The organism is Cupriavidus sp. OTU4054, from assembly GCF_038440175.1.
GTDB lineage: Bacteria > Pseudomonadota > Gammaproteobacteria > Burkholderiales > Burkholderiaceae > Cupriavidus > Cupriavidus pauculus_D.
On record NZ_JASATF010000026.1, the window covers coordinates 17,585 to 42,130 of the forward strand.

Genomic DNA, 24,546 nt, shown 5'->3' on the forward strand with positions numbered 1-24,546 from the left:
GTGGCGTGACTCAGGCCTGCGCGAACTGCGCCAGCAGCCACTTGCGGAACGTGGCCATGCTGGCGCTCTCCGCGCGATCGGCCGGGGTCAGCAGATAGTAGGTGTAGTCGCCCATATCGACGACCTTCCTGAACGGCGTCACGAGCTTGCCCGACGCGAGGTCGTCCTCGACCAGAAAGCGTTGCGCGATCGCGAAGCCCTGCCCTTCGAGCGCGGCCGCATACGCCATCGCCGAGCTCTGATACGTCATGCCGCTGCGCGCATCGACCCGATCGCCGGCCTTCGCGGCCGTGAGCCAGCAGGCCCAGTCGTCGGGCCGCGCGATGGAGTGCAGGAGCACCTGCCGCTGCAGATCCGCTACGCCGCGCACGCCCCTGGCAACGGCGGGACTGCAAACTGGCACGAGCAGATTCGATACGAGGCGGTAGGCATTGGCCCCGGGCCATTTGCCGTCGCCGAGCCGGATCGCGCCATCGATATCCTCGCGCCGGAAGTCCACGGGGTCGAGCGAGGCGGTCAGCAGGACCTCGATGCCCTTGTTGGCCGCATGAAAGCTGGAGAGCCGCGGAATCAGCCAACGCATCGCAAACGTGGTGTAGGCCCGCACCTTCAGCTGCGTGCGGCGCGTGCGATGCGTGAGCCGGCTGGTGGCGCGCCGCAGCCCGTCCATGGAACTGGTAACGGCGCGGTAGTACTCCTCGCCCTCGCGCGTCAGCGTGATTTCGCGATGGCCGCGTACGAACAGCGGCACGCCCAGCGCTTCCTCGAGCGTGCGGATCTGCCGGCTTACCGCGCCAGCGGTCACGTGCAGCTCGGTGGCGGCAACGGTAATGCTGAGGCGGCGCGCGACGATTTCGAAGGCGCGAATGGCGTTGAGCGGCGGCAGGCGGTCCATGCCGGGATTCTGGTCCCCGCTTGAGAAAATCTCAATCGAGGGAAACCCGGCCCGGATGGCCCGGTGCTATGCCAGCCCCAATGCCGAGAAGTCCGACGCGTCGTGCCGCTCGCGCAATTGCTGATCGGCCGGCCCATTGGTCCGATTGACGAGGCGCCCGCGCTTGACGGCCGGGCGCGCCGCGACCTCGTCTTTCCATCGCTGCACATGGCGATAGCTTTCCGTCGAGAGAAACTTGCCGCCCTCGCCGTAGAGTTCGTTCTGCGCCAGCGCGCCATACCAGGGCCATACCGCGATATCGGCGATGGAGTATTCATCGCCGGCAAGGAACCGGTGGTCCGCGAGGTGACGGTCGAGGACATCGTACTGGCGCTTGACCTCCATCGCGAACCGATCGATCGCGTACTGGATGCGGATCGGCGCATACGCATAGAAATGCCCGAAGCCGCCGCCCAGATACGGTGCCGCGCCCACCTGCCAGAACAGCCAGTTCAGCGCTTCCGTATGGGCCTTGTGGTCCTTCGGCAGGAACGCGTCGAACTTGCGCGCGAGATAGAGCAGGATGGCGCCGCTCTCGAACACGCGCGTCGGCGTGGGGGTCGAGCGGTCCACCAGCGCCGGAATCTTGGAGTTCGGATTGACCTCGACGAACCCCGAGCCGAACTGGTCGCCATGGAAAATATTGATCAGCCACGCGTCGTACTCGGCGTCCTGGCGCCCGAGCGCCAGCAGCTCCTCGAGCAGGATCGTGATCTTCTGGCCGTTCGGGGTCCCCTGCGAGTAAAGCTGCAGCGGATGCCTGCCGACGGGCAGCGCCTTCTCGAAGGTGGCGCCGGCGGTCGGCCGGTTGATATTGGAGAACTGCCCGCCGTTCTCGTTCTCCCAGGCCCAGACCTCGGGCACCACGTATCCGGCCGGGAAATTGTTCATGCGTTCGTCATCGCTCATGTCAACTCCTGTTCAATGGGTCTCACGATATCAGTTCGGGACAAAAAAGTTCGGCCAGCCTCGCATATGGGCGATAAAGCGTTCGCTCAGGCCGCCCTTGCGGAGGTAGTCGGTCGTGACCGCATGCGATGGCTCATGCCTGCCCCTCCGAAGATGTCAGCACGGGCGCTTCGTGATGCGCGGCCGAGTGCAATGGCTTGCCGCCGCCCAGCACGCGCACCATGACATAGAACAGCGGCGTCAGGAACAGCCCGAACAGCGTGACGCCAAGCATCCCGAAGAACACGGAGATGCCCATCGCCTGCCGCATCTCCGCGCCGGCGCCCGTCGAGGCGACCAGCGGAACGACGCCCATGATGAACGCCAGCGACGTCATCAGGATCGGGCGCAGCCGCAGGCGGCTGGCCTCGATCACGGCCTTGACCGTCGCCATGCCCGCCATCTCCAGCTCGCGCGCGAACTCGACGATCAGAATGGCGTTCTTGGAGGCGAGCCCCACCAGCACGATCAGGCCGATCTGCGTGAAGATATTGTTGTCCCCCTTCGTCAGCCACACGCCAAGCAGCGCGGAGAAGATGCTCATCGGAATGATGAGAATGACGGCCAGCGGCAGCGTCAGGCTCTCGTACTGCGCGGCCAGCACGAAGAACACGAGCAGCACGCACAGCGGCAGGATCCAGACCGCGCTGTTGCCGGCGATGATCTGCTGGTACGTCAGGTCCGTCCATTCGTAAGTCATGCCCGGCGGCAGCGTTTCCGCGGCAATGCGATCGATGGCGGCCATCGCCTGGTCCGACGAATAGCCGGGCGCGGGCGCGCCGCTGACGTCGGCGGCCGTAAAGCCGTTGTAGCGGAGCACCTGGTCGGGCCCGTAGGTCTGGCCGATCTTCGCGACCGAGGCGAGCGGCACCATCTGGCCCGACTCGCTGCGGATATGCAGCTGGCCGATATCGTCCGGACGCGAGCGGAACCTGCCGTCGGCCTGCATGCGCACCTGATACACGCGGCCAAGGAAATTGAAGTCGTTCACGTAGTACGAGCCGAGGAATGCCTGCAGCGTGCTGAACACCGCGGGTGTATCGACGCCGAGCTGCTGCGCCTTGGCGCGGTCGATATCGACCTTGAGCTGGGGCACGTTCACCGTGTAGGTGGAGTACAGCGGGCTCAGCTCCGGCGCTTCGGCGGCCTTCTTGATAAAGGCCTGCGTCGCCGTGTAGAGCGCCTCGTAGCCGAGGTCCCCGCGGTCCTCGATCTGCAGCTTGAAGCCACCGAGGGTACCGAGCCCATAGACCGGCGGCGCCGGGAAAATCGCCGCGAAGGCATGGCCGATCTGGCCGAACTCGCGCGTGAGGTCGGCGGCGACCCGGTCGGCGCTGATGCCCTTGCGTTCCGCGAATGGCTTCAGCAGGACAAAACTCAGCGCCGTGCTTGAGCTCTTGGTCACGCCATTGATCGACAGGCCGCTGTAGCTGGACGTGCCCATGACGGCCGGATGCCTGAGCGCGATGGCGTTCATCTGGTTCATGGTCGCTTCCGTGCGGTCCAGCGTCGACCCTTCGGGCAGCTGCGCCAGGCTGACGAGGTACTCCTTGTCCTGCGCGGGCACGAAACCGCCCGGCACATGGTTCGTCAGCCACCACGTGCCGGCCAGCAGCACGCCGTAGACGACGAGCATGGCGCCCTTGTGCCTGACGATGCGGCCGACACGGCCGCCATACCCTTCGGAGGTACGGTCGAATATGCGATTGAAGCGCGTGAAGAAGCGGCCGAACAGCTTGTGCGTGAAGCGGGTCACGGCGTCGGGCGCGTCGCCATGGGCCTTCAGCAGCAGCGCGGACAGCGCCGGCGACAGCGTCAGCGAGTTCACCGCGGAGATCAGCGTGGAGATGGCGATGGTGACGGCGAACTGCTTGTAGAACTCGCCGGTCAGGCCGCTGAGGAACGCCAGCGGCAGGAACACGGCCGACAACGTGAGCGCGATGGCGACAATGGGCCCGCTGACCTCCTGCATGGCGCGGTAGGTCGCCTCGCGCGGACCGAGGCCGCGCGCGATATTGCGCTCCACGTTCTCCACGACCACGATGGCATCATCGACCACGATGCCGATGGCCACCACAAGGCCGAACAGCGACAGCGTGTTGATGGAGTACCCCGCGAGCATCAGGAACGTCAGCGTACCGACGATGGAGATCGGCACCGCGAGCAGCGGGATGATCGATGCGCGCCACGTTTGCAGGAACAGGAACACGACCAGCACCACCAGCGCGACCGATTCCAGCAGCGTTTCCAGCACGGCGTCGATACCGGTCTGCACCGCGCGGCTCGGCTCGTAGACGACGCGATAGGCCAGGTCGTCCGGGAACTCCTTCTCCAGCTCCTTCATGAGCTGATGCACCTCGCGCGAGATCTGGAGCGAGTTCGCGCCCGGCGCTTCCTGCACGGCCAGCGCGATGGCGGGCGCGTTGTTCAGCGTCGCGCGAATGCCGTAGTCCTCGGCCCCGAGTTCCACGCGCGCCACGTCGCCCAGGCGCGTAATGGCGCCGCGCGCGTCGGACTTGATGACGATGCGCCGGAACTCCTCGGGCGACTTCAGGCGCCCGTCGGCGTTGACGGTGAGCTGGAACGCCGTGTCGGGGGATGCGGGCGAACTGCCGATGGTGCCGACCGCCGCCTGGATGTTCTGGCGCCGGATGGCGCTGGCGACATCGCTGGCGCTCAGGCCACGCTCGGCCAGCGCGGCCGGATCCAGCCACACGCGCATGGCGTAGCCGCCGGGGCCCCACAGCACGACGTCGCCGACGCCCGCAATCCGCGCCAGGCGGTCCCTGACGTGCAGGATTGCGTAGTTGCTGATGTAGCTGTCGTCATAGGTCCCTTTCGGCGACACCATATGGACCGCGATGGTGATGACGGGCGAACTCTTGACCGCGGTGACGCCAAGCCGCTGCACGTCCTCGGGCAGCCGGGGCAGCGCCTGTGAGACACGGGTCTGCACGAACTGCTGGGCCCGGTCCGGATCGGTGCCGAGCTTGAACGTCACGGTAAGGAACAGGTGGCCATCGGCGCTGGCCTTCGAGTCCATGTAGAGCATGTCCTCGACGCCGTTGACGGACTGCTCGAGCGGCGCGGCAACCGTTTCCGCGATGGTCTTGGCGTTGGCGCCCGGGTACTGCGCGTGCACGACGACCGAAGGCGGGATGACCTGCGGGTACTCCGACACCGGCATATGGAAGGCCGATACGATGCCCGCGAGCAGGATCAGCGCGGACAGCACGCACGCGAAGATCGGCCGGTCGATAAAGAACTTCGAGATATTCACGACGCGCTCCCGTCGGTGGCGGGCGCAACCGGCGCCTCTGCCGCCTCGACAGCCGACACGGCCGTGCCCGGCGGCGCGCGGAAGGCCCCGTCAACGATCACCTTCGCGCCGGGTGCCACGCCACTGCGCAGCACGCGCTCCTTGCCCTGCAGGCCGCCCAGTTCGACAAAGCGCCGTTCGACCTTGTTCTGCGCGTTGACCACGAGCACATACTTGCGGTCCTGATCGGTCCCGACCACGGCGTCGTCCACGGTCACGGCATCGTAGGGCTTGCCGCCCTGCAGGCGGACGCGCGCCTGCAGCCCCGGCAGCATTTCCGGGCTGACCTTGTCGATGCGCGCGCGCACGCGGACCGTGCCCGAGCGCGTATCCATCTGGTTGTCGAGCGCGACGATGGAGGCCGAGTACGAGAAGGCGTTGTCGTCGGCGAGCCCGACCCGGACCACCGGCTGCGCGCCGGCGCGCAGCGAGGGCGCGATGAGCCGGAGGTAGCTCTGCTCGTCGACGTTGAACGCGGCGTACAGCTTGCCGTCGGACACGATACGCGTCAGCGGCGCCGCGTCGCCGCCCGCGCCCACGACATTGCCGGCCGTGATTTCCGCGCGGGACACGCGTCCGGCGATCGGGGCGCGTATCTGCGTATAGCCGAGCTGCAGTTGCGCATGGGCCAGCGCGGCCTGCGCGCCTTTCAGCGCGGCGGCCGCTTCGCGCGCGCCGTTGTCGAGCGCATCGAACTCCTTGCGGGCGATGGCATTCGATTCCATCAGCCTGCGCGCGCGGGCCTGCTCGATGTCCGCCAGCCGCCGGCGCTCCTCGATGCCGGCGAGGTTCGCCTGGGCCTGCCGGACCTGCGTCTCGAACGGGGCCGGGTCGATCGTGAACAGCAGGTCGCCCTGACGCACCTGCTGGCCGTCCTTGAAATGCACGGTCAGCAGCGTGCCGGGCACCCTCGGCCGGACATCGACGACGTCGACGGCCTCGAGGCGCCCCGGATATTCCTGCGCGTCGGTGACCGGGCGTTGCAGGGCCGGTCGATAGGTGACCGTGGGCAGCGCGGCGGGCGCCCTGGCATGGGCCTGGGGAGGCTGCCGCCACAACACGGTGCCAGCAACGGCGACTGCGGCGGCCGCGATGGCGGCCAGATGAGATGTCTTGAGGGGGGACATACGACTTGGGGGCAGAGGAAATTGGTTTGCAGTCTGCATCCGCCACGCGTCGTCTTCCAGACCTCGATTTGGCTATGTTTATTGCCTGATATAGAATTATTGCCGTTTGCGGGTAACGGGATGGCTCGATTAAATGTGGCATGAAGCCCGTTTGTCTTTGCGCTTATTGCCTGCTGAGCAATAGATTTCGTCCCTGAGAGAGCTGCCGTGGATCGCCTCCAGTCAATGCAGATCTTCGCCCGCGTGGTCGATATGCACAGCTTCAGCCGCGCCGCGGAAAGCCTGTCCCTGCCTGCGTCGCGGGTCACCCGCGCGGTCAAGGAACTCGAGTCGTTCCTGGGCGTGAGGCTGCTCCAACGCACGACGCGCCATATCAGCCTGACCCCGGACGGCACGCAGTACTACGACCACTGCCGGCGCCTGCTGGCCGATATCGAGGCGGTCGAGGCCAGCTTTCCGGGCAGTGCCGGCCGGCCCCGTGGCCGGTTACGGGTCGATATGACGCTGTCTCTCGCGCGTCTGGTGGTGCTGCCCGCCCTCAAGGACTTTCAGTCGCGCTTTCCCGATGTCGAGCTCACGCTGACGATGAACGACCGCACGGTGGAGCTGATTCAGGAAGGCATCGACTGCGTGATCCGGACCGGCACGCCCGACGACTCCCCCACCCTCGTGGCAAAGCGCATCGGCGCGTTCGACTGGGTCACATGCGCCTCCCCGGAATACCTGGCGCGGCATGGCACGCCCAGAACGCTCGAGGATCTGGCGGACCACCACGCGGTCGGCTATCTGTCGAGCCGCACGGCCCGCACGCTGGACTGGCATTTTGTGGTGGATGGCGAAGACCGGAACATCAGCATGCGCGAGCACCTGATCGTCAACGACACCGACGGCTACGTCGCCTGCGCGCTCGAAGGCCTCGGCATGATTCGCGCGGGCAGCTACATGGTGCTGCACCACCTGGCCAGCGGCCGCCTGCAGCGCGTACTCGGCGAGTTCACGTCGCCCTCGGTACCGCTATCGGTCCTCTATCCGAGAAACCGCCACCTTTCCCCGACGGTCCGCGCGTTCGTGGACTGGGTCGCCGCGCTCGTGCGCGAGGTGGAACCGGGGTGGCATATGGCGGCGGCGCGCTGAGCCGATCGGGCAAGTTTGTGAGACGAACGAGTCGGCGCGCCGTCTGCGTTCCCTCTACACTGCCTCCTCCCCGCACAGGTTGGAAATGCAATGAAGATTGGCTCGCTGTTGCTGCCGGAAGGCCCGCTTATTCTGTTTCTCAGCATCCTCGTCGCGCTGGGCAGCGTGCGGTGTCTGGTGAAGGACACCTCGCGCGTGGAGCGGCTGATCTATCTGGTCGTGGTCTTCGGGCTCGTGGTGGCACGACTGATCTTCGTGCTCAGCTATCTGCCCGCGTACCAGGCGACGGGTCTCGCCGGCGTGCTCGATATTCGCGATCGCGGGTTCGATCTGACGGCGGGCGCCGTCGCGGGCGGCGGTCTGCTCGCGTGGTGGCTATTCCGCAAGCGCGCGCTGCGCAAGCCGCTGCTGGTCGCGGCCGCGGCCGGGGTGGTCACGTGGAGCACGGCGACCGTCGGGGCGAGCATCATGGCGCCCGTGGCGACGCTACCCGCGATGCTGCTTGCCGACAGCGTCGGCAATGCGCAACCGCTGGCGCGCGGCGACGGCAAGCCGATGGTGGTCAATCTCTGGGCCACATGGTGTCCGCCGTGCCGCGCGGAAATGCCCGCGCTGGCGTCGGCGCAGAAGGCCCATCCGGAGCTGAACGTCGTCTTCGTCAATCAGGCCGAACCGCCCGAGGTGGTGCAGGCATTCCTGGAAGACCACGACGTCCGCATTCAGAACCTCATGTACGACGCGCGGCTGTCGCTCGCCCGCGCGACGGGGGTCAAGGGATATCCGACGACGCTGTTTTACGACGCCGAGGGACGGCTTGTGAGCACGCATATCGGCGGTTTCTCGCGCGCGACGTTCGAAGATGCGATCCGGCGTGCCTATCCGTCGCGCACAAAGGAAAAGTCCTAACCGCGCCGGGCGAACGCTTCGATCGCCGCGCGGCTGAACGCGGGGATATCGTCGGGGTTGCGACTCGTCACGAGGTTGCCATCGACCACGGCTTCTTCATCGACCCACTCCGCCCTGGCATTCGTCAGGTCCGTCCGTAGCGACGGCCACGAGGTCATCCTGCGGCCCTTGACCGCGCCCGCTTCGATCAGCGTCCAGGGCCCGTGGCAGATCGACGCGATCGGCTTTTTCGCGTCGACGAATGCCTTGACGAACGCGACCGCTTCCGGCTGCATGCGCAGGGTATCGGGATTGATGACACCGCCCGGTAGCAGCAGCGCGTCGAACTGCTCGGGCTTTGCCTGGGCTAACGGTACATCCACGGGGACGGTCTCGCCCCAATCGGTGAAGTTCCAGCCCTTGACCTGCTTGTCCTGCGGCGACACCACGCTGGTCTGCGCCCCTGCCTCGTCCAATGCCTTGCGTGGCGCGAGCAATTCGACTTGCTCGAACCCGTCGGTGACAAGAATCGCGACCTTTCTGCCCTTCAGTGTTTGTTCGCTCATACGGTGCTCCTGTGGTTAGACGCAGTGTCGTCACGCATCGCGCATGCCAACGCGCCTTACCCGCCAGCGCGCGTGTAGCGACCCCCGATGTCCCCAGCCCGATTGCACTTTGAGGACCAGGCTTTGTAAATCTGGCGGGTCCAGGTCATGGCTTGCAAATGCGAATCATTGTCATTTATACTTCGCGCGGTTCAGACTTCGATGTCTTCCGACCCGGCCGTGCTGCGCGACCCCGCTCACCCTCCGCCCTCCTCGCCCTCGTCACTCTTCGCCGCGCTGCTTCGCCATTACGACGAACTGGTCGATCATGTGCGCCGGCGCTTCGGGGACAAGCACTTCGCGCGCGACGTGCTGCAGGACGTCTGCGTGCAATTGCTCGAGCGTCCGCCGGCCGGCCATGTCGGGAAGCCCCTCGCCTTTCTCCGGCACGTCTCCACGCATCGCGCGATTGACCGCTATCGCGCCGAGTCGACCCGGCAGACCCATGCCGACGCCTGGGAAGCGGACGCGGGCGGCGCGGCAGAAAGCCCCGACATTGCCGACGCCATCGCATACCGGCAGACCGTCGATCGGCTCGAGCAATGCATTGCCACATTGCCGCCCCGCTGTCAGGAAGTGTTTATCCTGCATCGCCTGCATGGCCTGCCGCAGCAGGAAGTCGCGGTAAGATTGGGCATCTCGCGCGGCATGGTGGCGCGCCATATGGCGCGTGCCATGACCCTGCTGGCGCCGGAACTGGCTGCCCTCGGCGAACCGCTACCGACGTCGGCGATGCAGGATCTGCCGTCGTGAGTCGCACAGCTGCCCCATCTATGCCCAATTCTTCCAGGCGGTCGCCCGATCGGCTGTCTCCTTACGAAGACGCCCTGCGCGAACGCTTTCCTTCCGTCGAAGCCATTACGGCCGCCGCCGGCGCGCGCCATCGCAAGCGCCGCCGCCAGACTGCCGCCGCGGCCGCCGCGGTGTTCGTGCTGGCTGCGGGCACATGGGTGGCCGATCCCGTCTATCGCACCGAGCAGTTCACCGCCGAGTCCGCGTCGCGCAACGTCACGCTCGCCGATGGCAGCCGCACGACGCTCGACAAGGACACCCGCCTGACCGTGCAGTGGGGGTTGCGCTCGCGCACGCTGTCGCTCGATCGGGGCGAGGCGGTCTTCACGGTCGCGCATGGCCCGCGCGCCTTCGTCGTGACGGCCGGCGACACCCGTGTGCGCGATATCGGCACGGTGTTCGACGTCCAGCGGCTGCCGCAACGCACGCGCGTCACCGTGCTGGAAGGCGCGGTGGAGGTCGAGGCCGGTGGCCAGATCCGGTCATTGCGGGCAAGCCAGCGCGTCGATGTGTCCGCGGATGGCCGTCCGGGCAAGACGATGACCGTGGACGTCGACCGCGCGCTCGCGTGGCAGCGCGACAAGTTCTCGTTCGATGGCGCGACGCTGGCCGATGCCGTCGCGGAAATGCAGCCCCACGCGCCATCGCCCATCGTGATCGACGACGCGCGCGCGGGCCAGCTGCGGCTCTCCGGCGAGTTCGATCGCGACCAGGTGGCCGCGATTCTGCGGCTGCTGCCGGGCATCCTGCCCGTGACGGTCCGTGGCGATGCGGACGGCAGCACGCACCTGTCTTCGCGGCAGCGCCCCTGACCGGGAAAAAAATTTTTCGATATAGGTGTACAAGCAGGCGGCGACGTACGGCAACTCCATGAACAGGCCGAATGGTTCGGCCCGTCATCAGGGAGTTTTCGTGAAGTCCACCGTCTGCCGCCGGCGCTCTGCCCGCGCTTCCCGTCTCGCGGTCCGCCCGCTTACGGTACTCGTACCTGTGCTCGCGGCGATGCTCGCCGCCGGCGCCATCGCGCAGGGCGTGGCCCGCGCCATCGACATCCCCGCGCAGCCGCTCGCGCAATCCCTCGCGGCCCTCGCGCGCCAGTCCGATACGCAGATCCTGTTTGCCACATCACTGGCGGATGGCCTGAGCGCGCCCGCCGTTCGCGGCACGCTGACGGTGGAAGACGCTCTCGCCCGCATGCTGGCCGGATCGCGCCTGCGCGTCGTCAGCAACGGCCCGCGTACCTTTACCGTGGTGCAGGCGCCCGCCGATACCAGTGCCGCCACGTTGCCGATGGTCACGGTCAGCGCCAGCGCGGCGGATCTGTCCGGGTACGCGGACGGCGTGGTGCCGCTCCGCGCCAGCGGGAGCAAGACGAGCACGCCGCTCATCGACACACCGCAGACCATCAACGTGGTCACGCGCGAGCAGATGGACGAACAGGGCGTGCAGAGCGTCATGCAGGCGCTGCAGTACACGCCGGGCGTGGTCAACCAGTATGGCGACACCGACCTGCGCTACGACTGGCTGGCGGTGCGCGGCTTTGTGCCGCTGCGCTACCTCGACGGCCTGCGCCTGCCCTATGGGGCGCGCGGCTATTCGCAGCCGCGTATCGACCCCTACGCGCTGGAAAGCGTCGAGGTACTGAAGGGGCCAGCGTCGGTGCTCTATGGACAAAGCTCGCCGGGCGGCCTGCTGAATCTGGTCAGCAAGCTGCCGCAGGCGCAGGCCTCGCGCGAGGTCGTGCTGCAGACGGGCAGCCATGACCGCGCACAGGGCGCGTTCGACTTCACGGGCCCCGTCGACGAGGACGGCAAGCTGCTGTATCGCGTGGTGGGGCTCGCGCGCGATACCAATACGGAGATCGACTACATCGACGAGCGCCGCGTGATGGTCGCGCCCAGCCTGACGTGGCGGCCCAGCACCGATACGTCGCTGACGCTGATGGCGCAGTACCAGAAGATCCGCTCCGATGGTGGCGGCGCGCCGCCCGCCCTGCCCGCGGCCGGCACGCTGCTGCCGAACCCGAACGGCAGCATTCCGACCAGCCGCTTTATCGGCGAGCCCGGCTACGACAAGTTCGAGAGCGAGCAGATGATGTTCGGCTACAAGTTCGAGCATCGCGCCAACGATACGTGGCAGTTCCGGCAGAACGCGCGCTACAGCTATATCGATACGGATTCGCGGCGCGTGCAGGGGCTGGCCATGAACCCCGACCTGCGCACGGAGAGCCGATACGGCTGGGCGTTCCCCGAGCGTAGCGGCGTGTTCTCCATCGACAATCAGGCGGAAGCGAATTTCCGTACCGGTCCCATCAGGCATACGTTGCTGATGGGGGTCGATTATCAGTATGAAGATGCGCGTTACGAGGAGTCGCAGCTGGTACTGGTGCGGGCGCTCGACGTGTTCAATCCCGTGTACGGCGCGCCGGTCTCCCGCCCGCCGCTGGGCACGCGCGTGGACCAGTCGCGCCATCAGGTGGGCGGCTATCTGCAGGACAGCCTTGCGATCGACCGCTGGACGTTTCTGCTGAGCGGCCGCTATGACTGGGCCGGCAGCGATACCGATACGCTCACGGCGCAAACGGGCAACACGGTGAGCACGCGGCAGAGCGACAACGCCTTTACGGGACGCGCTGGCGTGAGCTATCGCTTCGACAACGGCATTGCGCCGTTTGCAAGCTTTGCCACGTCGTTCCAGCCGCAGGCGGGCACGGGGCGCACGGGCACGCCGTTCGAGCCCACGCGCGGGCGCCAGACCGAGGTGGGCGTGAAGTACCAGCCCAATGGCATCAACGCGTTCGTCACGCTGTCGGCGTTCGATCTTCGGCAGACCAATGTGCTGACGCCCGATCCGCTGAACACCAACTTCAACACGCAGAGCGGCGAGGCGCGGGTGCGCGGCGTGGAACTCGAGGGCAAGGCCAGCCCGATGCGCGGGCTGGATGTCGTGGCATCGTATGCGTACTCGAATACCGAGGTGCTCAAGGCCAATGCCAATGCACGAGGCGTGACGATCGCCGGCAACGCATTGCCGTTCGTGCCCGAGCATCAGGCTTCGCTGTGGACGTACTACCAGTTCCAGCAGACGCCGCTGCAAGGACTGGGGATGGGTCTGGGCGTGCGGTATATCGGCAGGTCGTATGGCGATGCGGCCAACGTCTATCGCGTGCCGGCCGCCACGCTGTTCGATGCGGCGCTGAGCTACGATCTGAGCAAGTCGGTGCTGCAGCTGCGCGGTGTGAAGGTGGCCGTCAACGCGACGAACCTGTTCGATCGCCGCTACGTCAGCACGTGTATCTCGTCGACCGGTTGCTACTTCGGCAGCCGGCGCACGGTGCTGGGGACGGTCAGCTACAAGTTCTGATCGCCGTCTCGAGCGCCTCCCCTGCTCTGCCGCTTGCCTGTGCGGTTTCCGAATCGGTCGATCCGGAGCAAACAATGCAGGAAGTGGAATCGATTTACGACGGTATCTGGCTGCCTCTCGTCACGCCTTTTCGAAACGACGAGCTCGATCATGCCGCGCTGCGGCGGCTAGTCGGCCATTATCGCGACAGCGGACTGGCGGGGTTCGTCGTGTGTGGCAGCACGGGCGAAGCGGCGGCGCTCGACGAAGCCGAACAACTGGCCGTTCTCGACACGGTGCTGGCCGAGGCCGGCACGTTGCCGGTCATCATGGGGTTGGCCGGCAATAACGTCCGGCATGTGCTGGCCCGTCTGGACCGGATCAACGAACGTCCCGTGGCGGGCATCCTCGCGCCCGCACCGTATTACATCCGCCCGTCGCAGGCGGGATTGCAGGACTACTTCCGGACCCTGGCCGATCGCTCGCGCGCGCCGCTGGTGCTGTACGACATCCCCTATCGCACCGGCGCCACGCTGACCGCGGAAACGATCCTCTCGCTGGCCAGCCACGCCAATATCCGCGCGATCAAGGATTGCGGCGGCAACGCCGGCACCACGCAGACGCTGATCGCCGACGGCCGCCTGGCCGTCCTCGCGGGCGAAGACCATCAGCTGCTTTCCACATTAAGCCTGGGCGGCCGGGGCGCCATCATCGCATCGGCCCACATCCACCCGGAGCGCTTCGTCGCGCTATGGCGCGCGGTCACCGAACAGCAACTCGACGTCGCCAGACACCACTTTCACGCGTTAATGCCGACGATCGGACTGCTATTCGCCGAACCGAACCCGGGCCCGCTCAAGGCCCTGCTGGCGGCACAGGGATGGCTGACGAACGAACTGCGCGCACCGATGACGCCGGCCTCGGCAGCGCTCACCGAGCGGCTGCGCTCAAGTCTCGCTCCACTGGCGTAGCAGGTTGTGATAGCAACCCACCAGGCTGCGCCGCGCGCGTTCGTCAGCGTTGGTCTGGTTCAGCGTCTGGATCGCATTGTCCATGTCGAACAGCAGCGCGCGCTGCGTGTCGTCGCGGACCAGGCTCTGGATCCAGAAGAAGCTGGCGAGGCGCGTGCCGCGCGTGATGGGAGTGACCTGGTGCAGGCTGGTGGCCGGATAGACCACCATGTCGCCGGCGGCCAGCTTGACCGCGTGCACGCCGTAGGTGTCTTCCACCTGCAGTTCGCCGCCGTCGTAGCTCGCGGGATCCGACAGGAACAGCGTCGCCGAGATGTCCGTGCGCAGCTTGCGGCCGTTGTGCGGGTGGATGCGCACGCTGCCATCCACATGCGCGCCGAACGTCATGCCCTCGCTGTAACGGTTGAACATCGGCGGGTAGACGATATTGGGCAGCGCCGCGCTGATAAACAGCGGATTGCGCTCGAGCGCGGACAGGATCAGGTTTTGGCACTGGGCCGCCACCTCGGACCGCTCGTCGATCTGCTGGTTGAACTTGACCGGCGCCCCCGAATAGCCCGCGGTGACGCGGCCATCGACCCATGCATCGCCCGCATGTTCGAGCTGCTGGACGAGGACGGCCAGCTGTTCGGAATGGAGGACCTTGGGAATGCAGACGAGCATGGGTTGTTCCTGGTACCGGGGGTTCGCCCGATACTTTACATCCGATACGTGAAGGACAACATGGCGGTGCGGCCCGTTCCCGGTACCGAACGGCCGCCATCCGACTGGATCAGCGCATCGTAGTACTTCTTGTCGAAGATATTGAACAGGTTCAGGCGCACATCGTACTTCGGCTGGTGGAACGCGATCATGCCGTCCCAGCGCACGAACCCGCCGACCTGCACGGTGTTGGTGTTGTTGGCATAGCGCTGCGACATGTAGAACGCCCCGCCGCCCACCTCCCAGTTCGGCAGGACCGAATAGCTGGTCCATGCCGTGGCCGTGTGCTTGGGCGTGTTGGTCGGCACCTTGCCCTGCGTGTTGGCCGCGATACCGTCCTTGATCTCGGCATCGAGGTACGTGTAGCCCGCGAACACCTGCCACTTCGGCGTAATGCGACCCGTGACGCCGGCACGGAAGCCATCCACCTGGATCTTGCCCGTCAGCGCATACGTGGTGGCATCGATCTGGCTACGCGCATTGTCCTTCGTGATGCGGAAGATAGCCGACGTCAGCGACAGGTCGCCGCCCATCAGATCCCACTTGCCGCCCGCCTCGTAGGCCTTGTTCTTTTCCGGGTCCAGCGATTGCTGGCCGACCGTGCCCACCAGCTGCTCCAGCGACGGATTGAACGACGTGCCGTACGACACGTAGTACGACTGCTGCTCCGTCGGCTGCCAGATGCCGCCCAGCCGCACGCTCGTGAAGTGGACGTCCTGGTTCGCATTGGCCAGCGCGGTACTGGCCGCCGTGTTGAGCGAGTTGACGGAGTTGCTGATGCTGGCGATGTACTTGTCGTAGCGCACGCCGGCCACCGCCTTCCACTGCTTGGTGAACTCGATGGAGTCGTTGGCGTAGACCGCCACCGTATTGGCCGAGCCGCCCTGCAGGTTGCCGGTTCGCGTGGGCACGCTGCCCGGCGAGTCCTGATACGTCGGATCGACGACCGGCGTACAGGCGACAAAGCCCGACGTACCCGTGGCCGGGTTCAGCGGCGTCGCGCCGCAGCTGCCGTTCCGATAATAGTTCTGGTTGTTGTAGCCGTCGTGGCCAAACTCCACGCCGGTCAGCAGCGTGTGATTGACGGGGCCGGTGTCGAACTTCGCGGTCAGCTCGGTCTGGTTGTAGATCGAGTAGTCGCGGATGCTGCGGTCATGGCTCTGCTGGCGCACGTAGAGCTGCGACAGCGGCAGATTCGTCGTGGTGAGCGCGGTAAAGGCGCCTGCCCCATTGATCGTGCCGACCGCATTCGGCGCGGTCTCGCGCGCATCGGTCTCCACGTAGTTGAACGCGGTGTAGTTGCGCAGCCGCAGGTTCGGCGAGAACTTGTGATCGATGCCGCCGTTCAGCGACACGATGTTCTGGCGCGTATGGTCGTTGTTGAAGCCGTAGTACGTGTTGCGGTCCACCTTGACCGGATGGCCGTTGATCGCGGGCAGGCCGTAGTCGGGCATGTCCTCGTTGTGCTGGAGCAGCGCGGACAGCGTGATCTCGGTCGAGGTGCCGATGCCATAGCGCCACGACGGCGCGATACCGAAGTCCTGCACGGTCATCTCGTCGCGCGTGCTCGGCTTGCCATCCTGCGCCATCGCCGAAATGCGGAAGGCCGAGGTATCGCCGGTCGGCGTGTTCACATCGGCCGTGGCCCGCACGAGGCCGTTGGTCGTGACCGAGCCGGTCACTTCCGTGGCCGCCTGCAGCTTCGGCTTCTTCGTGACCTGATTGATCACGCCACCCGTGGACCCGCGCCCGAAAAGCATCGACGACGGCCCCATCAGCACTTCCACCTGGTCCAGCGCGAACGTATCGCGATAGTACTGGCCGCGATCGCGGAAACCGTCGAGGTAGATATCGGTCCGCGCGGAGAAGCCGTTCAGGTTGATGTTGTTGCCGATCTGGCCGCCCTCGGCACCGCCGATGGTGATGCCGGGCACATTGCGCAACGCGTCGGCGAGCGAACTCACGCCCTGCGATTCCATCAGCGCCTTGTTCACGACCGTGACCGATTGCGGCACGTCGCGCAGATCCTCGGGCAGCTTCGAGAGCGACGTGGTACCCGCATTGAAGTCGTCGCGCGACGCGGCGCCCTGCACGGTCACGGGCTTGAGCACCGGGGCGCTCGCCTCCGCGGCGGGCGGCGTCGGGGCCTGTTGGGCAAAGGCAGTGGGCGCGGCGAACAAAGCGAGCAGCGCGGTCGCAACAGGCGTGCGGCGAATCATGGTGTCGGTGTCGGGGGCAAGGGAGAGATGAGGCGAAACGGAATATAAATGCGTACCGTTCTCATTTCAATTCGCGTCACATGGCGTTGTGGCCGCGACACAGACAGGATGTATCTTGGTTGAATGTTTTAATAACAGGACAATTGTGGGAGGTGATGCGCGCGATGCCGGGTTTTGCCGCGTGTTCCGGCCAGATATCGGCTTCGGCGCGTAAAGCAAGCGGCCCGCATGGAGCGGGCCGGAGCGATACATTCAGCCTTCAGGTGACGCCCATTCAGGTGGCGCCCATTCAGGTGGCGCCCAGCCGGTCGCGTGTGCGGCGCGCGACATTCTGGGTCCACGGGTACGCAGACCAGTATCCGTCCGCGAACCGCTCGATCTCGGCCTTGTGCCGGAGCGACAGGCCAATCATGTCGAGCCCCTCGAGGAACATATGACGGTGCCGATCGGAAAGCTGGAAATCGAACTCGCCCACGGGCGTCTTCACACGCATCGTCCCGATATCGATGGCGATCTCGTTGGCGCTGTCCGCATCCACGGCATTCATCAGGGACTCGATGACCTCGCGCGGCAGCATGATCAGCAGCAGCCGGTTGTTCATCGCGTTGGAGTAGAAGATCTCTCCATAGCTGGGCGCCAGCACGGCACGGATGCCGAATTGCTGCAGCCCCCACACCGCATGCTCGCGGCTGGACCCGCAGCCGAAGTTCGCGCCGCTCACGAGAATGCTCGTGCCCGCATACTCGGGACGATTGAGCACGAAGTCCGGGCGCGGTTGCCCGCTGGCATCGAACCGATGGTCGTAAAGGATGCCCTTGTCGAGCCCCGCCTTGTCGATGCCGCGCAGGAATTGCTTTGGAATGATCTGGTCGGTATCGAGGTTCTCGAAGCGGATGGCGGCCGCCTTGCCGGCAATATGGGAATGGTCGGGCGCGTGATCAGACATGGGCGATCTCCAGTTTGCGGACGTCGGTAATCTTTCCGGTAATGGCCGCTGCGGCCGCCATCGCCGGACTCATCAGGTGGGTAATGGCCCCCCGCCCCTGCCGCCCTTCGAAATTCCGGTTCGTGGTGGACGCGCACCGCACTCCATCGGCCAGTACGTCGTCGTTCATGGCCAGGCACATCGAGCAGCCGGGCTGCCGCCATTCGAAGCCCGCGGTGGTCAAAATCTCCGCGATACCTTCCCGCTCGGCCTGCGCCTTGACCGCGCCCGAGCCCGGCACGACCATCGCCCGCACGCCCGACGCCACATGCCTGCCGCGCACGACGCCCGCGACGGCCCGCAGGTCCTCGATCCGCCCGTTCGTGCACGAGCCGATAAACACATGCTGGATCGGCGTGCCCTCGAGCACCGCGCCCGGCACCAGATGCGTATAGGACAGCGCGCGCTCGACGGAGCGCTGGTCTGCCTCGTCCATCTGGTCCTCGGCAAACGGAATGCGGCCGGAGACGGGTACGACCTGATCGGGACTCGTGCCCCATGTCACGTACGGTTCGATATCGCTGGCATCGAACACGAAGTCCAGATCGAACACGGCATCGGTATCGCTCTTCAGCGTGTCCCAGTACGCCAGCGCCGCGCTGCGTTGCGCCTCGTCCATGTCCGGCGCGCGACGGAGCACGTAGTCCGTGGACACGGCATCCGGCGCGATCAGCGCACCGCGCGCGGCCGCTTCGACGGTCATATTGCAGAGCGTGAAGCGCGCCTCGACGCTGAGGTCGCGAATCGCCTCGCCGCAATACTCCACGACGTAGCCACGCGCGCCCTGCGCGCCGATCTGGCCGATGATCATCAGGATCAGGTCCTTCGCCGTGGTGCCGGCCGGGAGCTTGCCGTCCACGCGAATCCGCATGGTCTTCGCCATCCGGTAGACCAGCGTCTGCGTCGCCAGCACGTGTTCGACTTCCGACGTGCCGATGCCGAAGCCCAGCGCCCCCAGCGCCCCATACGTGGTGGTATGGCTGTCACCGCAGATCACGACCATGCCCGGGCGGATCATGCCGTGCTCGGGTGCGATCACGTGCTCGATACCCTGCAGCGTGTCGTTGGTATCGAACAGCGGAATCGCGTGCCGCTCGCAGTTCGCGCGCAGGTTCGTGGCCTGCAGCGACGACGCGGGATCGGCAATCACGCGAATCTTCGTCGGATGCGTCGGAATGATGTGGCTGACGACGGAGACGTTCTGGCCCGGGATCAACACGTCCCGGCCCTGTTCATGCAAACCCGCGAACGCCTGGGGACTCGTGTACTCGTTCATCAGGTGCAGGTCGCAGAACAGCAGGACGTTGTCGTCGTCGATCCGCGTGACGGTGTGCGAGTCGACGAGCTTGTTGTAGAGGGTGCGTGGGGACATAAGGACTACCTGGGGTTCGCAGGTTGTTGAGCGACGATTATTCGGCGGTGATGCCGCGCTGCTTGATCAGTTGCGCCCACATCGGCAACTCCTTCTCCAGGCGGGCGCGGGCGGCTTCCGGTGTGGTGGGCATCGGATCGAAGCCCTCCTTGACCATCCGGTCCTTCGCGTCGCCGTTCAGCGCCGCGTTCAGGGTGGTGTTGAGCCTGTCGATCACGGCCTTCGGCGTGCCAGCCGGCGCGAAGACCATGAACCACGTCTCGAAGTTGTATCCGGGCAGGCCGGCTTCCGCGGCGGGGGGCACATTCGGGAGCAGCGGCGAACGCTTCGACCCCGTGACCGCCAGCGCCGTCAGCTTGCCGGCCAGCACATGCTGCTGCGCGGCCGAGATGACCGGGAAGCTCATATCGACCTGTCCCGCGATGGTGTCCACGAGCGCCGGGCCACCGCCGCGATACGGCACGTGGACGATCGAGACATTGGCGACGGACTTGAACAGTTCGGCCGACATATGGAACGTGCTGCCATTCCCCGCGGAGCCGTAGGTCATCTTGTCCGGCTTCGCCCTGGCGAGCGAGATCAGCTCCTGCAGGTTCTTTGCCGGCACCTTGTTGTTGATCACGAGCACGTGCTGCGAACCGGCCACCATGCCGATGGGCGCCAGATCCTTGAGCGTGTCGTACGGCATCTTCGGGAAGAGTCCCGGATTGATGGCCAGCGAGACCGTTTGCAGGCCGATGGTGTAGCCATCGGCCGGGGATTTTGCTACCGCATCCACACCGATATTGCCGCCGGCGCCCGCGCGGTTATCGACGACGATCGTGCCGCCGAGACTCCTGGACCACGCATCGGTGACGAGCCGCGCCGCGATATCGGCGCTGCCACCCGGTGCGTACGGCACGATCAGACGGATCGGGCGCTGCGGGAACGACTGCGCCGAGGCAGTCGTCATCATGGCGGCATACGCCAGGCATGCGGCGGTAAGACGGACGAGCTTCATGAATGTCTCCTTCTGTGGGTACGGCTTGTTATGAAGGAGATGCTAGCACCTGAATCCGACGCCGCAATGCGGCCGGAATCAATTCATTCGTTCCTGAATTTCATCAATTGCCGAGGACGCCTTGCCGGGCTTATGCCCAACGCAGCACCAGCGGGTCGAGCCGTTTCGCGATCTGCAATAGCTCGGCGCGCGTCGCCGCGGGCATCGTCGGCATGGGGTGCCTCGGGGCTTCGGAGGCAATGATGCCGCCGGCTTTCATCAACGCCTTGGCCGTCAGAATGCCGCCCTGGCGGTTCTCGTGATTGATCAGCGGCAGCCAGCGCTGGTAGCGCTCGAACGCCAGATCGGCATTCCCCTCGCGATGCGCCTCGATGATGGGCCGAATACCATCGGGGAAGCCCCCGCCCGTCATCGCGCCCGTGGCCCCCGCCGCGAGGTCCGCAAGCAGCGTGATGGCCTCTTCCCCATCCCACGGCCCTTCCACGGCATGGCCGCCCAGCGCGATCAGTTCCCTGAGCTTGTTGGCGGCGCCCGGCGTTTCGATCTTGAAGTACGACACCTGCTCGATCTCGATCGCCATGCGCGCGAGAAACGGTGCCGACAGCACGGTGCCACTGGCCGGCGCGTCCTGGATCATGATCGGGATATCGATCGCATCGGACAGCTTGCCGAAGAACTCGTAAATCTTCGGCTCCGGCACGCGGAACGTGGCGCCGTGGTACGGCGGCATGACCATGACCATCGCGGCCCCGAGGGCCTGCGCCTGCCGGCTGCGCGCGATGCAGATCTGCGTGCTGTAGTGCGTGGTCGTCACGATGACCGGGACGCGCCCGGCCACATGCTCGAGCACCGTACGCGTGAGGACGTCCCGCTCCTCGTCCGAGAGCGCGAACTGCTCGGAGAAATTGGCGAGGATGCAGAGCCCATCGGAACCCGCGTCGATCATGAAGTCGACCGCGCGCTTCTGGCTCGCAAGGTCCAGCTCGCCGGAGTCGGTGAACGTGGTCGGCACGACCGGGAAAATGCCCCGGTATCGGGCGTTTTGCGAGGGGTGAATCATTTGCGCTCCTGTTTGTCCAGTGCTGCCCGCACCACGAATGTCATGATTACCGCGAACACGAGCATCGCCGCCAGAAAATACAGCCCGGCCGCAATGCTCCCCGTCATATCCTTGATCACGCCGATCCCGAACGGCCCCAGATACCCGCCAAGGTTGGCCAGCGAGTTGATGGTGGCGATGCCCACCGCCGCGCTCGCGCCCGTCAGGAACTGACCCGGCAACGCCCACACCACGGCCTGGATCGAGTAGATCGAGAACGCGGTCAGGCAGATGAACAGGAACTGCAGGGCCGGCGTCTGCACCCACGCACTGGCGGCCATCGTCACCGCCGCGGCGGCCGATACCACGACGATATGCCAGTAGCGCTCCCCCTTGCGATCCGAATGGCGCGGCACCAGATACAGCCCCACTACGGCGAACAGATACGGCACCGCGGACAGCAGGCCCGTCATGGCATCGGTCACGCCGAACTGCTTGATGATGGTCGGCAGCCACAGCGACAACCCATAGATACTGAGCGGAAACGGCAGAAACAGCAACGACAGCAGCAGTACGCGCTTGTCCTTCAGCGCGGACAGCGGATTGCCGTGCGCCTTGAGCGCGAAGGTCTTGCTGTCCACCGACAATTCGCGCTCGATCCATGCGCGGTCCTTTGCCGGCAGCCACTTCGCATCGGCCGGCGATTCCGGAATCAGGCGCAGCGTGGGCAGGCACAGCAGCACCGCCGGCAAACCGCTGACGATAAACAGCGTCTGCCAGTTGGACAGGCCGAAGGCGCCGGGCATCGACAGGATCCATCCGGCGATCGGACCGGTGACGATCAGCGCAATCGGCTGCGCCAGCACCAGCAGTCCGATGATGCGCGCGCGATGGCGCATCGGGAACCATTTGGTCAGGAAGTAGAGAATGCCCGGATACAGGCCCGCCTCCGCCGCGCCCAGCAGAAAGCGCAGCAGATAGAACGTGGTCGCGTTATGGATCAGCGCCATCGCCATCGTGATGACGCCCCACGTGAACAGGATGCGCGCGAACCAGCGGCGCGCGCCGAACCGCTCGAGCGCGAGATTGCTGGGGACTTCGCAGAGGAAGTAGCCGATGAAGAACAGTCCGGCACCGAGCCCGTAGGCCGCATCGCTGATGCCGATGGCCGCGTTCATATGCAGCTTGGCAAAGCCGACCACCGAGCGATCGATATACGCCACCACATAGATCAGCGCGAGAAACGGAATCAGCTTGCGGGTGAGCATGCCGATGATGCGGGATTCCTCATCGGGGGCGGCGGTGGCGGTGTCGTCGGGCAGGGGAAGCGGTACCCCGGGATTGGATTGGCTACGCATTCTGGTCTCCTCGTTGTTGTCGTCGTTGTTGTCGTCGTTGTTCTGGCAATCGGTCAGTGAGAGTGCCGGGGCACATCCGCCCCGCGGCATCCCACAAGAAAATCGAGATCGCAGCCTTCATCGGCCTGCAGCACGTGCTCCACGTACAGCCGCTGATAGCCCCCCTGCCCCGCGCGCGTGTCCGGCTGCGGCGGCCTGAAGCCCTCCATGCGGTCGGCCAGTTCTTCCTGCGTGACGTCGAGGTGCAGCCTGCCGGCCTCGCAATCGAGCTCGATCCAGTCGCCATCGCGCACGGCCGCGAGGGGGCCGCCGGCCGCGGCTTCCGGTGCAACGTGCAGGACCACCGTGCCATAGGCCGTGCCGCTCATGCGCGCATCGGAAATCCGCACCATGTCCTTGACGCCCTGACGCAGCAGCTTTGGCGGCAGGCCCATATTGCCCACCTCGGCCATGCCCGGATAACCCTTGGGTCCGCAGTTCTTCATCACGAGGATGGAGTCGGCATCGACATCGAGCGATTCATCGACGATGCGCGCCTTGTAGTGCTCGAGGTTCTCGAAGACCACCGCGCGGCCGCGATGCTTGAGCAGCGAACGCGTGGCGGCCGAAGGCTTGAGCACCGCGCCGCGCGGCGCCAGATTGCCGCGCAGCACGCGGATGCCGCCATCCTCGATCAACGGGTTGTCCAGCGTGCGAATGACCTCGTCATTGAAATTGGGCGCGGTCTTCACGTTGTCCCAGAGCGACTGGCCGTTGACGGTCAGCGCATCCGGATGCGGCAGCAGGCTGGCCTCGCCGAGCCGGCGCAGCACGGCCGGCAGCCCGCCCGCGTAATAGAACTCTTCCATCAGAAAGCGGCCCGACGGCATGAGGTCGACGATGGTCGGCGTATCGCGGCCGATGCGCGTCCAGTCCTCGAGCTCCAGCGGCACGCCGATGCGTCCTGCAATCGCCTTGAGGTGGATCACCGCGTTGGTGGACCCGCCAATCGCGGCATTGGCGCGAATCGCGTTCTCGAACGCTTCCCGTGTGAGGATCTTCGACAGCGTGAGCCCCTCCGTGGCCATCTCGACGATGCGAATGCCGGACATATGCGCGAGCACGTAGCGGCGCGCATCGACGGCCGGAATGGCGGCGTTGTGCGGCAGCGTGACGCCGAGCGCCTCGGCCATGCACGCCATCGTGGACGCCGTGCCCATCGTGTTGCAGGTACCGGCCGAGCGCGACATGCCCGCCTCCGCCGACAGGAAATGATGCAGATCGATTTCGCCGGCCTTCAGCGATTCATGCAGTTGCCAGACCGCCGTGCCGGAGCCGATGTCCTTGCCGTCGAGCTTGCCGTTGAGCATCGGGCCGCCGCTGACGACGATGGCGGGCACGTCGCAGCTGGCCGCGCCCATCAGCAGCGCGGGCGTGGTCTTGTCGCAGCCGGCGAGCAGCACCACGGCGTCGATCGGATTGCCGCGAATGGCCTCCTCGACGTCCATCGCCGCCAGATTGCGCGTGAGCATCGCGGAGGGGCGCAGGTTCGATTCGCCGTTGGAGAACACGGGAAACTCCACCGGAAACCCGCCGGCCTCGTAGATGCCGCGCTTGACGTGCTCCGCGATCTTGCGGAAATGCGCGTTGCAGGGTGTGAGTTCCGACCACGTATTGCAGATACCGATGATCGGCCGGCCATCGAACTCGTGATTGGGAATGCCCTGGTTCTTCATCCAGCTGCGGTACATGAAGCCGTTCTTGTCGGCGGTGCCGAACCATTCGGCTGAACGGAGCTTTTTCTTCGATTCCGGCATGGGGATTCCTGACGAACT

Annotated in this window: 19 protein-coding genes; 6 read left to right on the forward strand and 13 right to left on the reverse strand. The window is 65.8% G+C overall.

Annotation, left to right across the window (positions count from 1 at the left end):
• Positions 1 to 10: 10 nt before the first annotated feature.
• From gcvA to AAHB16_RS25440, 4 genes are all read right to left on the reverse strand, one after another.
• Positions 11 to 895 carry a transcriptional regulator GcvA gene (gene gcvA, locus AAHB16_RS25425; protein WP_150371787.1) on the reverse strand — a complete coding sequence of 295 codons (885 nt, stop codon included), beginning with the start codon at positions 893 to 895 and terminating at the stop codon, positions 11 to 13.
• A 66-nt stretch (positions 896 to 961) separates the two neighbouring features.
• Positions 962 to 1,843 (reverse strand): glutathione-dependent disulfide-bond oxidoreductase, encoded by an 882-nt coding sequence (yghU, locus tag AAHB16_RS25430; protein ID WP_342052304.1) that lies wholly within the window; start codon positions 1,841 to 1,843, stop codon positions 962 to 964.
• A 133-nt stretch (positions 1,844 to 1,976) separates the two neighbouring features.
• A complete protein-coding gene (locus AAHB16_RS25435; RefSeq protein WP_342052305.1) occupies positions 1,977 to 5,162 on the reverse strand; it encodes an efflux RND transporter permease subunit in 3,186 nt (1,061 codons plus the stop codon).
• A complete protein-coding gene (locus AAHB16_RS25440) occupies positions 5,159 to 6,328 on the reverse strand; it encodes an efflux RND transporter periplasmic adaptor subunit (RefSeq protein ID WP_342052306.1) in 1,170 nt (389 codons plus the stop codon). The genes AAHB16_RS25435 and AAHB16_RS25440 overlap by 4 nt, the downstream gene beginning before the upstream one ends.
• A gap of 225 nt (positions 6,329 to 6,553) precedes the next feature.
• Between AAHB16_RS25440 and AAHB16_RS25445 the strand changes: the two genes are divergently transcribed.
• The gene (locus AAHB16_RS25445) at positions 6,554 to 7,462 is read left to right on the forward strand and encodes a LysR family transcriptional regulator (protein WP_223851438.1); all 909 of its coding nucleotides are present in this window, start codon (positions 6,554 to 6,556) and stop codon (positions 7,460 to 7,462) included.
• Between the two features lie 90 nt (positions 7,463 to 7,552).
• Positions 7,553 to 8,368, forward strand: a complete 816-nt coding sequence (locus tag AAHB16_RS25450) for a TlpA disulfide reductase family protein (RefSeq protein ID WP_342052307.1) — start codon at positions 7,553 to 7,555, stop codon at positions 8,366 to 8,368.
• Here the strand turns inward: AAHB16_RS25450 and AAHB16_RS25455 are convergent.
• Positions 8,365 to 8,913, reverse strand: a complete 549-nt coding sequence (locus AAHB16_RS25455; protein ID WP_342052308.1) for a type 1 glutamine amidotransferase domain-containing protein — start codon at positions 8,911 to 8,913, stop codon at positions 8,365 to 8,367. The genes AAHB16_RS25450 and AAHB16_RS25455 overlap by 4 nt on opposite strands.
• 201 nt (positions 8,914 to 9,114) lie before the next feature.
• Here AAHB16_RS25455 and AAHB16_RS25460 point away from each other — a divergent pair, with 201 nt between their 5' ends.
• The 4 genes from AAHB16_RS25460 (at position 9,115) to dapA (ending at position 14,057) form a co-directional block, all read left to right on the forward strand.
• On the forward strand, positions 9,115 to 9,705 hold the full coding sequence (locus AAHB16_RS25460; RefSeq protein ID WP_342052309.1) for an RNA polymerase sigma factor: 591 nt from the start codon (positions 9,115 to 9,117) through the stop codon (positions 9,703 to 9,705).
• A 20-nt stretch (positions 9,706 to 9,725) separates the two neighbouring features.
• Positions 9,726 to 10,556, forward strand: a complete 831-nt coding sequence (locus AAHB16_RS25465) for a FecR family protein (RefSeq protein WP_342052310.1) — start codon at positions 9,726 to 9,728, stop codon at positions 10,554 to 10,556.
• Positions 10,557 to 10,656: 100 nt separating this feature from the next.
• Entirely contained in the window at positions 10,657 to 13,107 is a 2,451-nt protein-coding gene (locus AAHB16_RS25470; RefSeq protein ID WP_342052311.1) for a TonB-dependent siderophore receptor, read from the forward strand.
• A gap of 74 nt (positions 13,108 to 13,181) precedes the next feature.
• Entirely contained in the window at positions 13,182 to 14,057 is an 876-nt protein-coding gene (gene dapA / locus AAHB16_RS25475; protein WP_342052312.1) for a 4-hydroxy-tetrahydrodipicolinate synthase, read from the forward strand.
• Here the strand turns inward: dapA and AAHB16_RS25480 are convergent.
• The 8 genes from AAHB16_RS25480 to AAHB16_RS25515 form a co-directional block, all read right to left on the reverse strand.
• Positions 14,034 to 14,720 (reverse strand): Fe2+-dependent dioxygenase, encoded by a 687-nt coding sequence (locus AAHB16_RS25480; RefSeq protein WP_342052313.1) that lies wholly within the window; start codon positions 14,718 to 14,720, stop codon positions 14,034 to 14,036. The genes dapA and AAHB16_RS25480 overlap by 24 nt on opposite strands.
• Positions 14,721 to 14,755: 35 nt before the next feature.
• Positions 14,756 to 16,978 (reverse strand): TonB-dependent receptor, encoded by a 2,223-nt coding sequence (locus AAHB16_RS25485; protein ID WP_150371776.1) that lies wholly within the window; start codon positions 16,976 to 16,978, stop codon positions 14,756 to 14,758.
• Between the two features lie 289 nt (positions 16,979 to 17,267).
• Entirely contained in the window at positions 17,268 to 17,924 is a 657-nt protein-coding gene (gene leuD / locus AAHB16_RS25490) for a 3-isopropylmalate dehydratase small subunit (protein ID WP_342052314.1), read from the reverse strand.
• Complete coding sequence (gene leuC, locus AAHB16_RS25495) at positions 17,917 to 19,335, reverse strand: 3-isopropylmalate dehydratase large subunit (RefSeq protein WP_150371774.1); 1,419 nt, start codon at positions 19,333 to 19,335, stop codon at positions 17,917 to 17,919. The genes leuD and leuC overlap by 8 nt, the downstream gene beginning before the upstream one ends.
• A gap of 37 nt (positions 19,336 to 19,372) precedes the next feature.
• The gene (locus AAHB16_RS25500; RefSeq protein WP_342052315.1) at positions 19,373 to 20,335 is read right to left on the reverse strand and encodes a tripartite tricarboxylate transporter substrate binding protein; all 963 of its coding nucleotides are present in this window, start codon (positions 20,333 to 20,335) and stop codon (positions 19,373 to 19,375) included.
• A 130-nt stretch (positions 20,336 to 20,465) separates the two neighbouring features.
• Positions 20,466 to 21,395, reverse strand: a complete 930-nt coding sequence (locus AAHB16_RS25505) for a dihydrodipicolinate synthase family protein (protein WP_342052316.1) — start codon at positions 21,393 to 21,395, stop codon at positions 20,466 to 20,468.
• Entirely contained in the window at positions 21,392 to 22,732 is a 1,341-nt protein-coding gene (locus AAHB16_RS25510) for an MFS transporter (RefSeq protein WP_342052317.1), read from the reverse strand. Before AAHB16_RS25510 ends, AAHB16_RS25505 begins: the two co-directional genes overlap by 4 nt.
• Positions 22,733 to 22,785: 53 nt before the next feature.
• The gene (locus tag AAHB16_RS25515; protein ID WP_342052318.1) at positions 22,786 to 24,528 is read right to left on the reverse strand and encodes an IlvD/Edd family dehydratase; all 1,743 of its coding nucleotides are present in this window, start codon (positions 24,526 to 24,528) and stop codon (positions 22,786 to 22,788) included.
• Between the last annotated feature and the right edge of the window lie 18 nt (positions 24,529 to 24,546).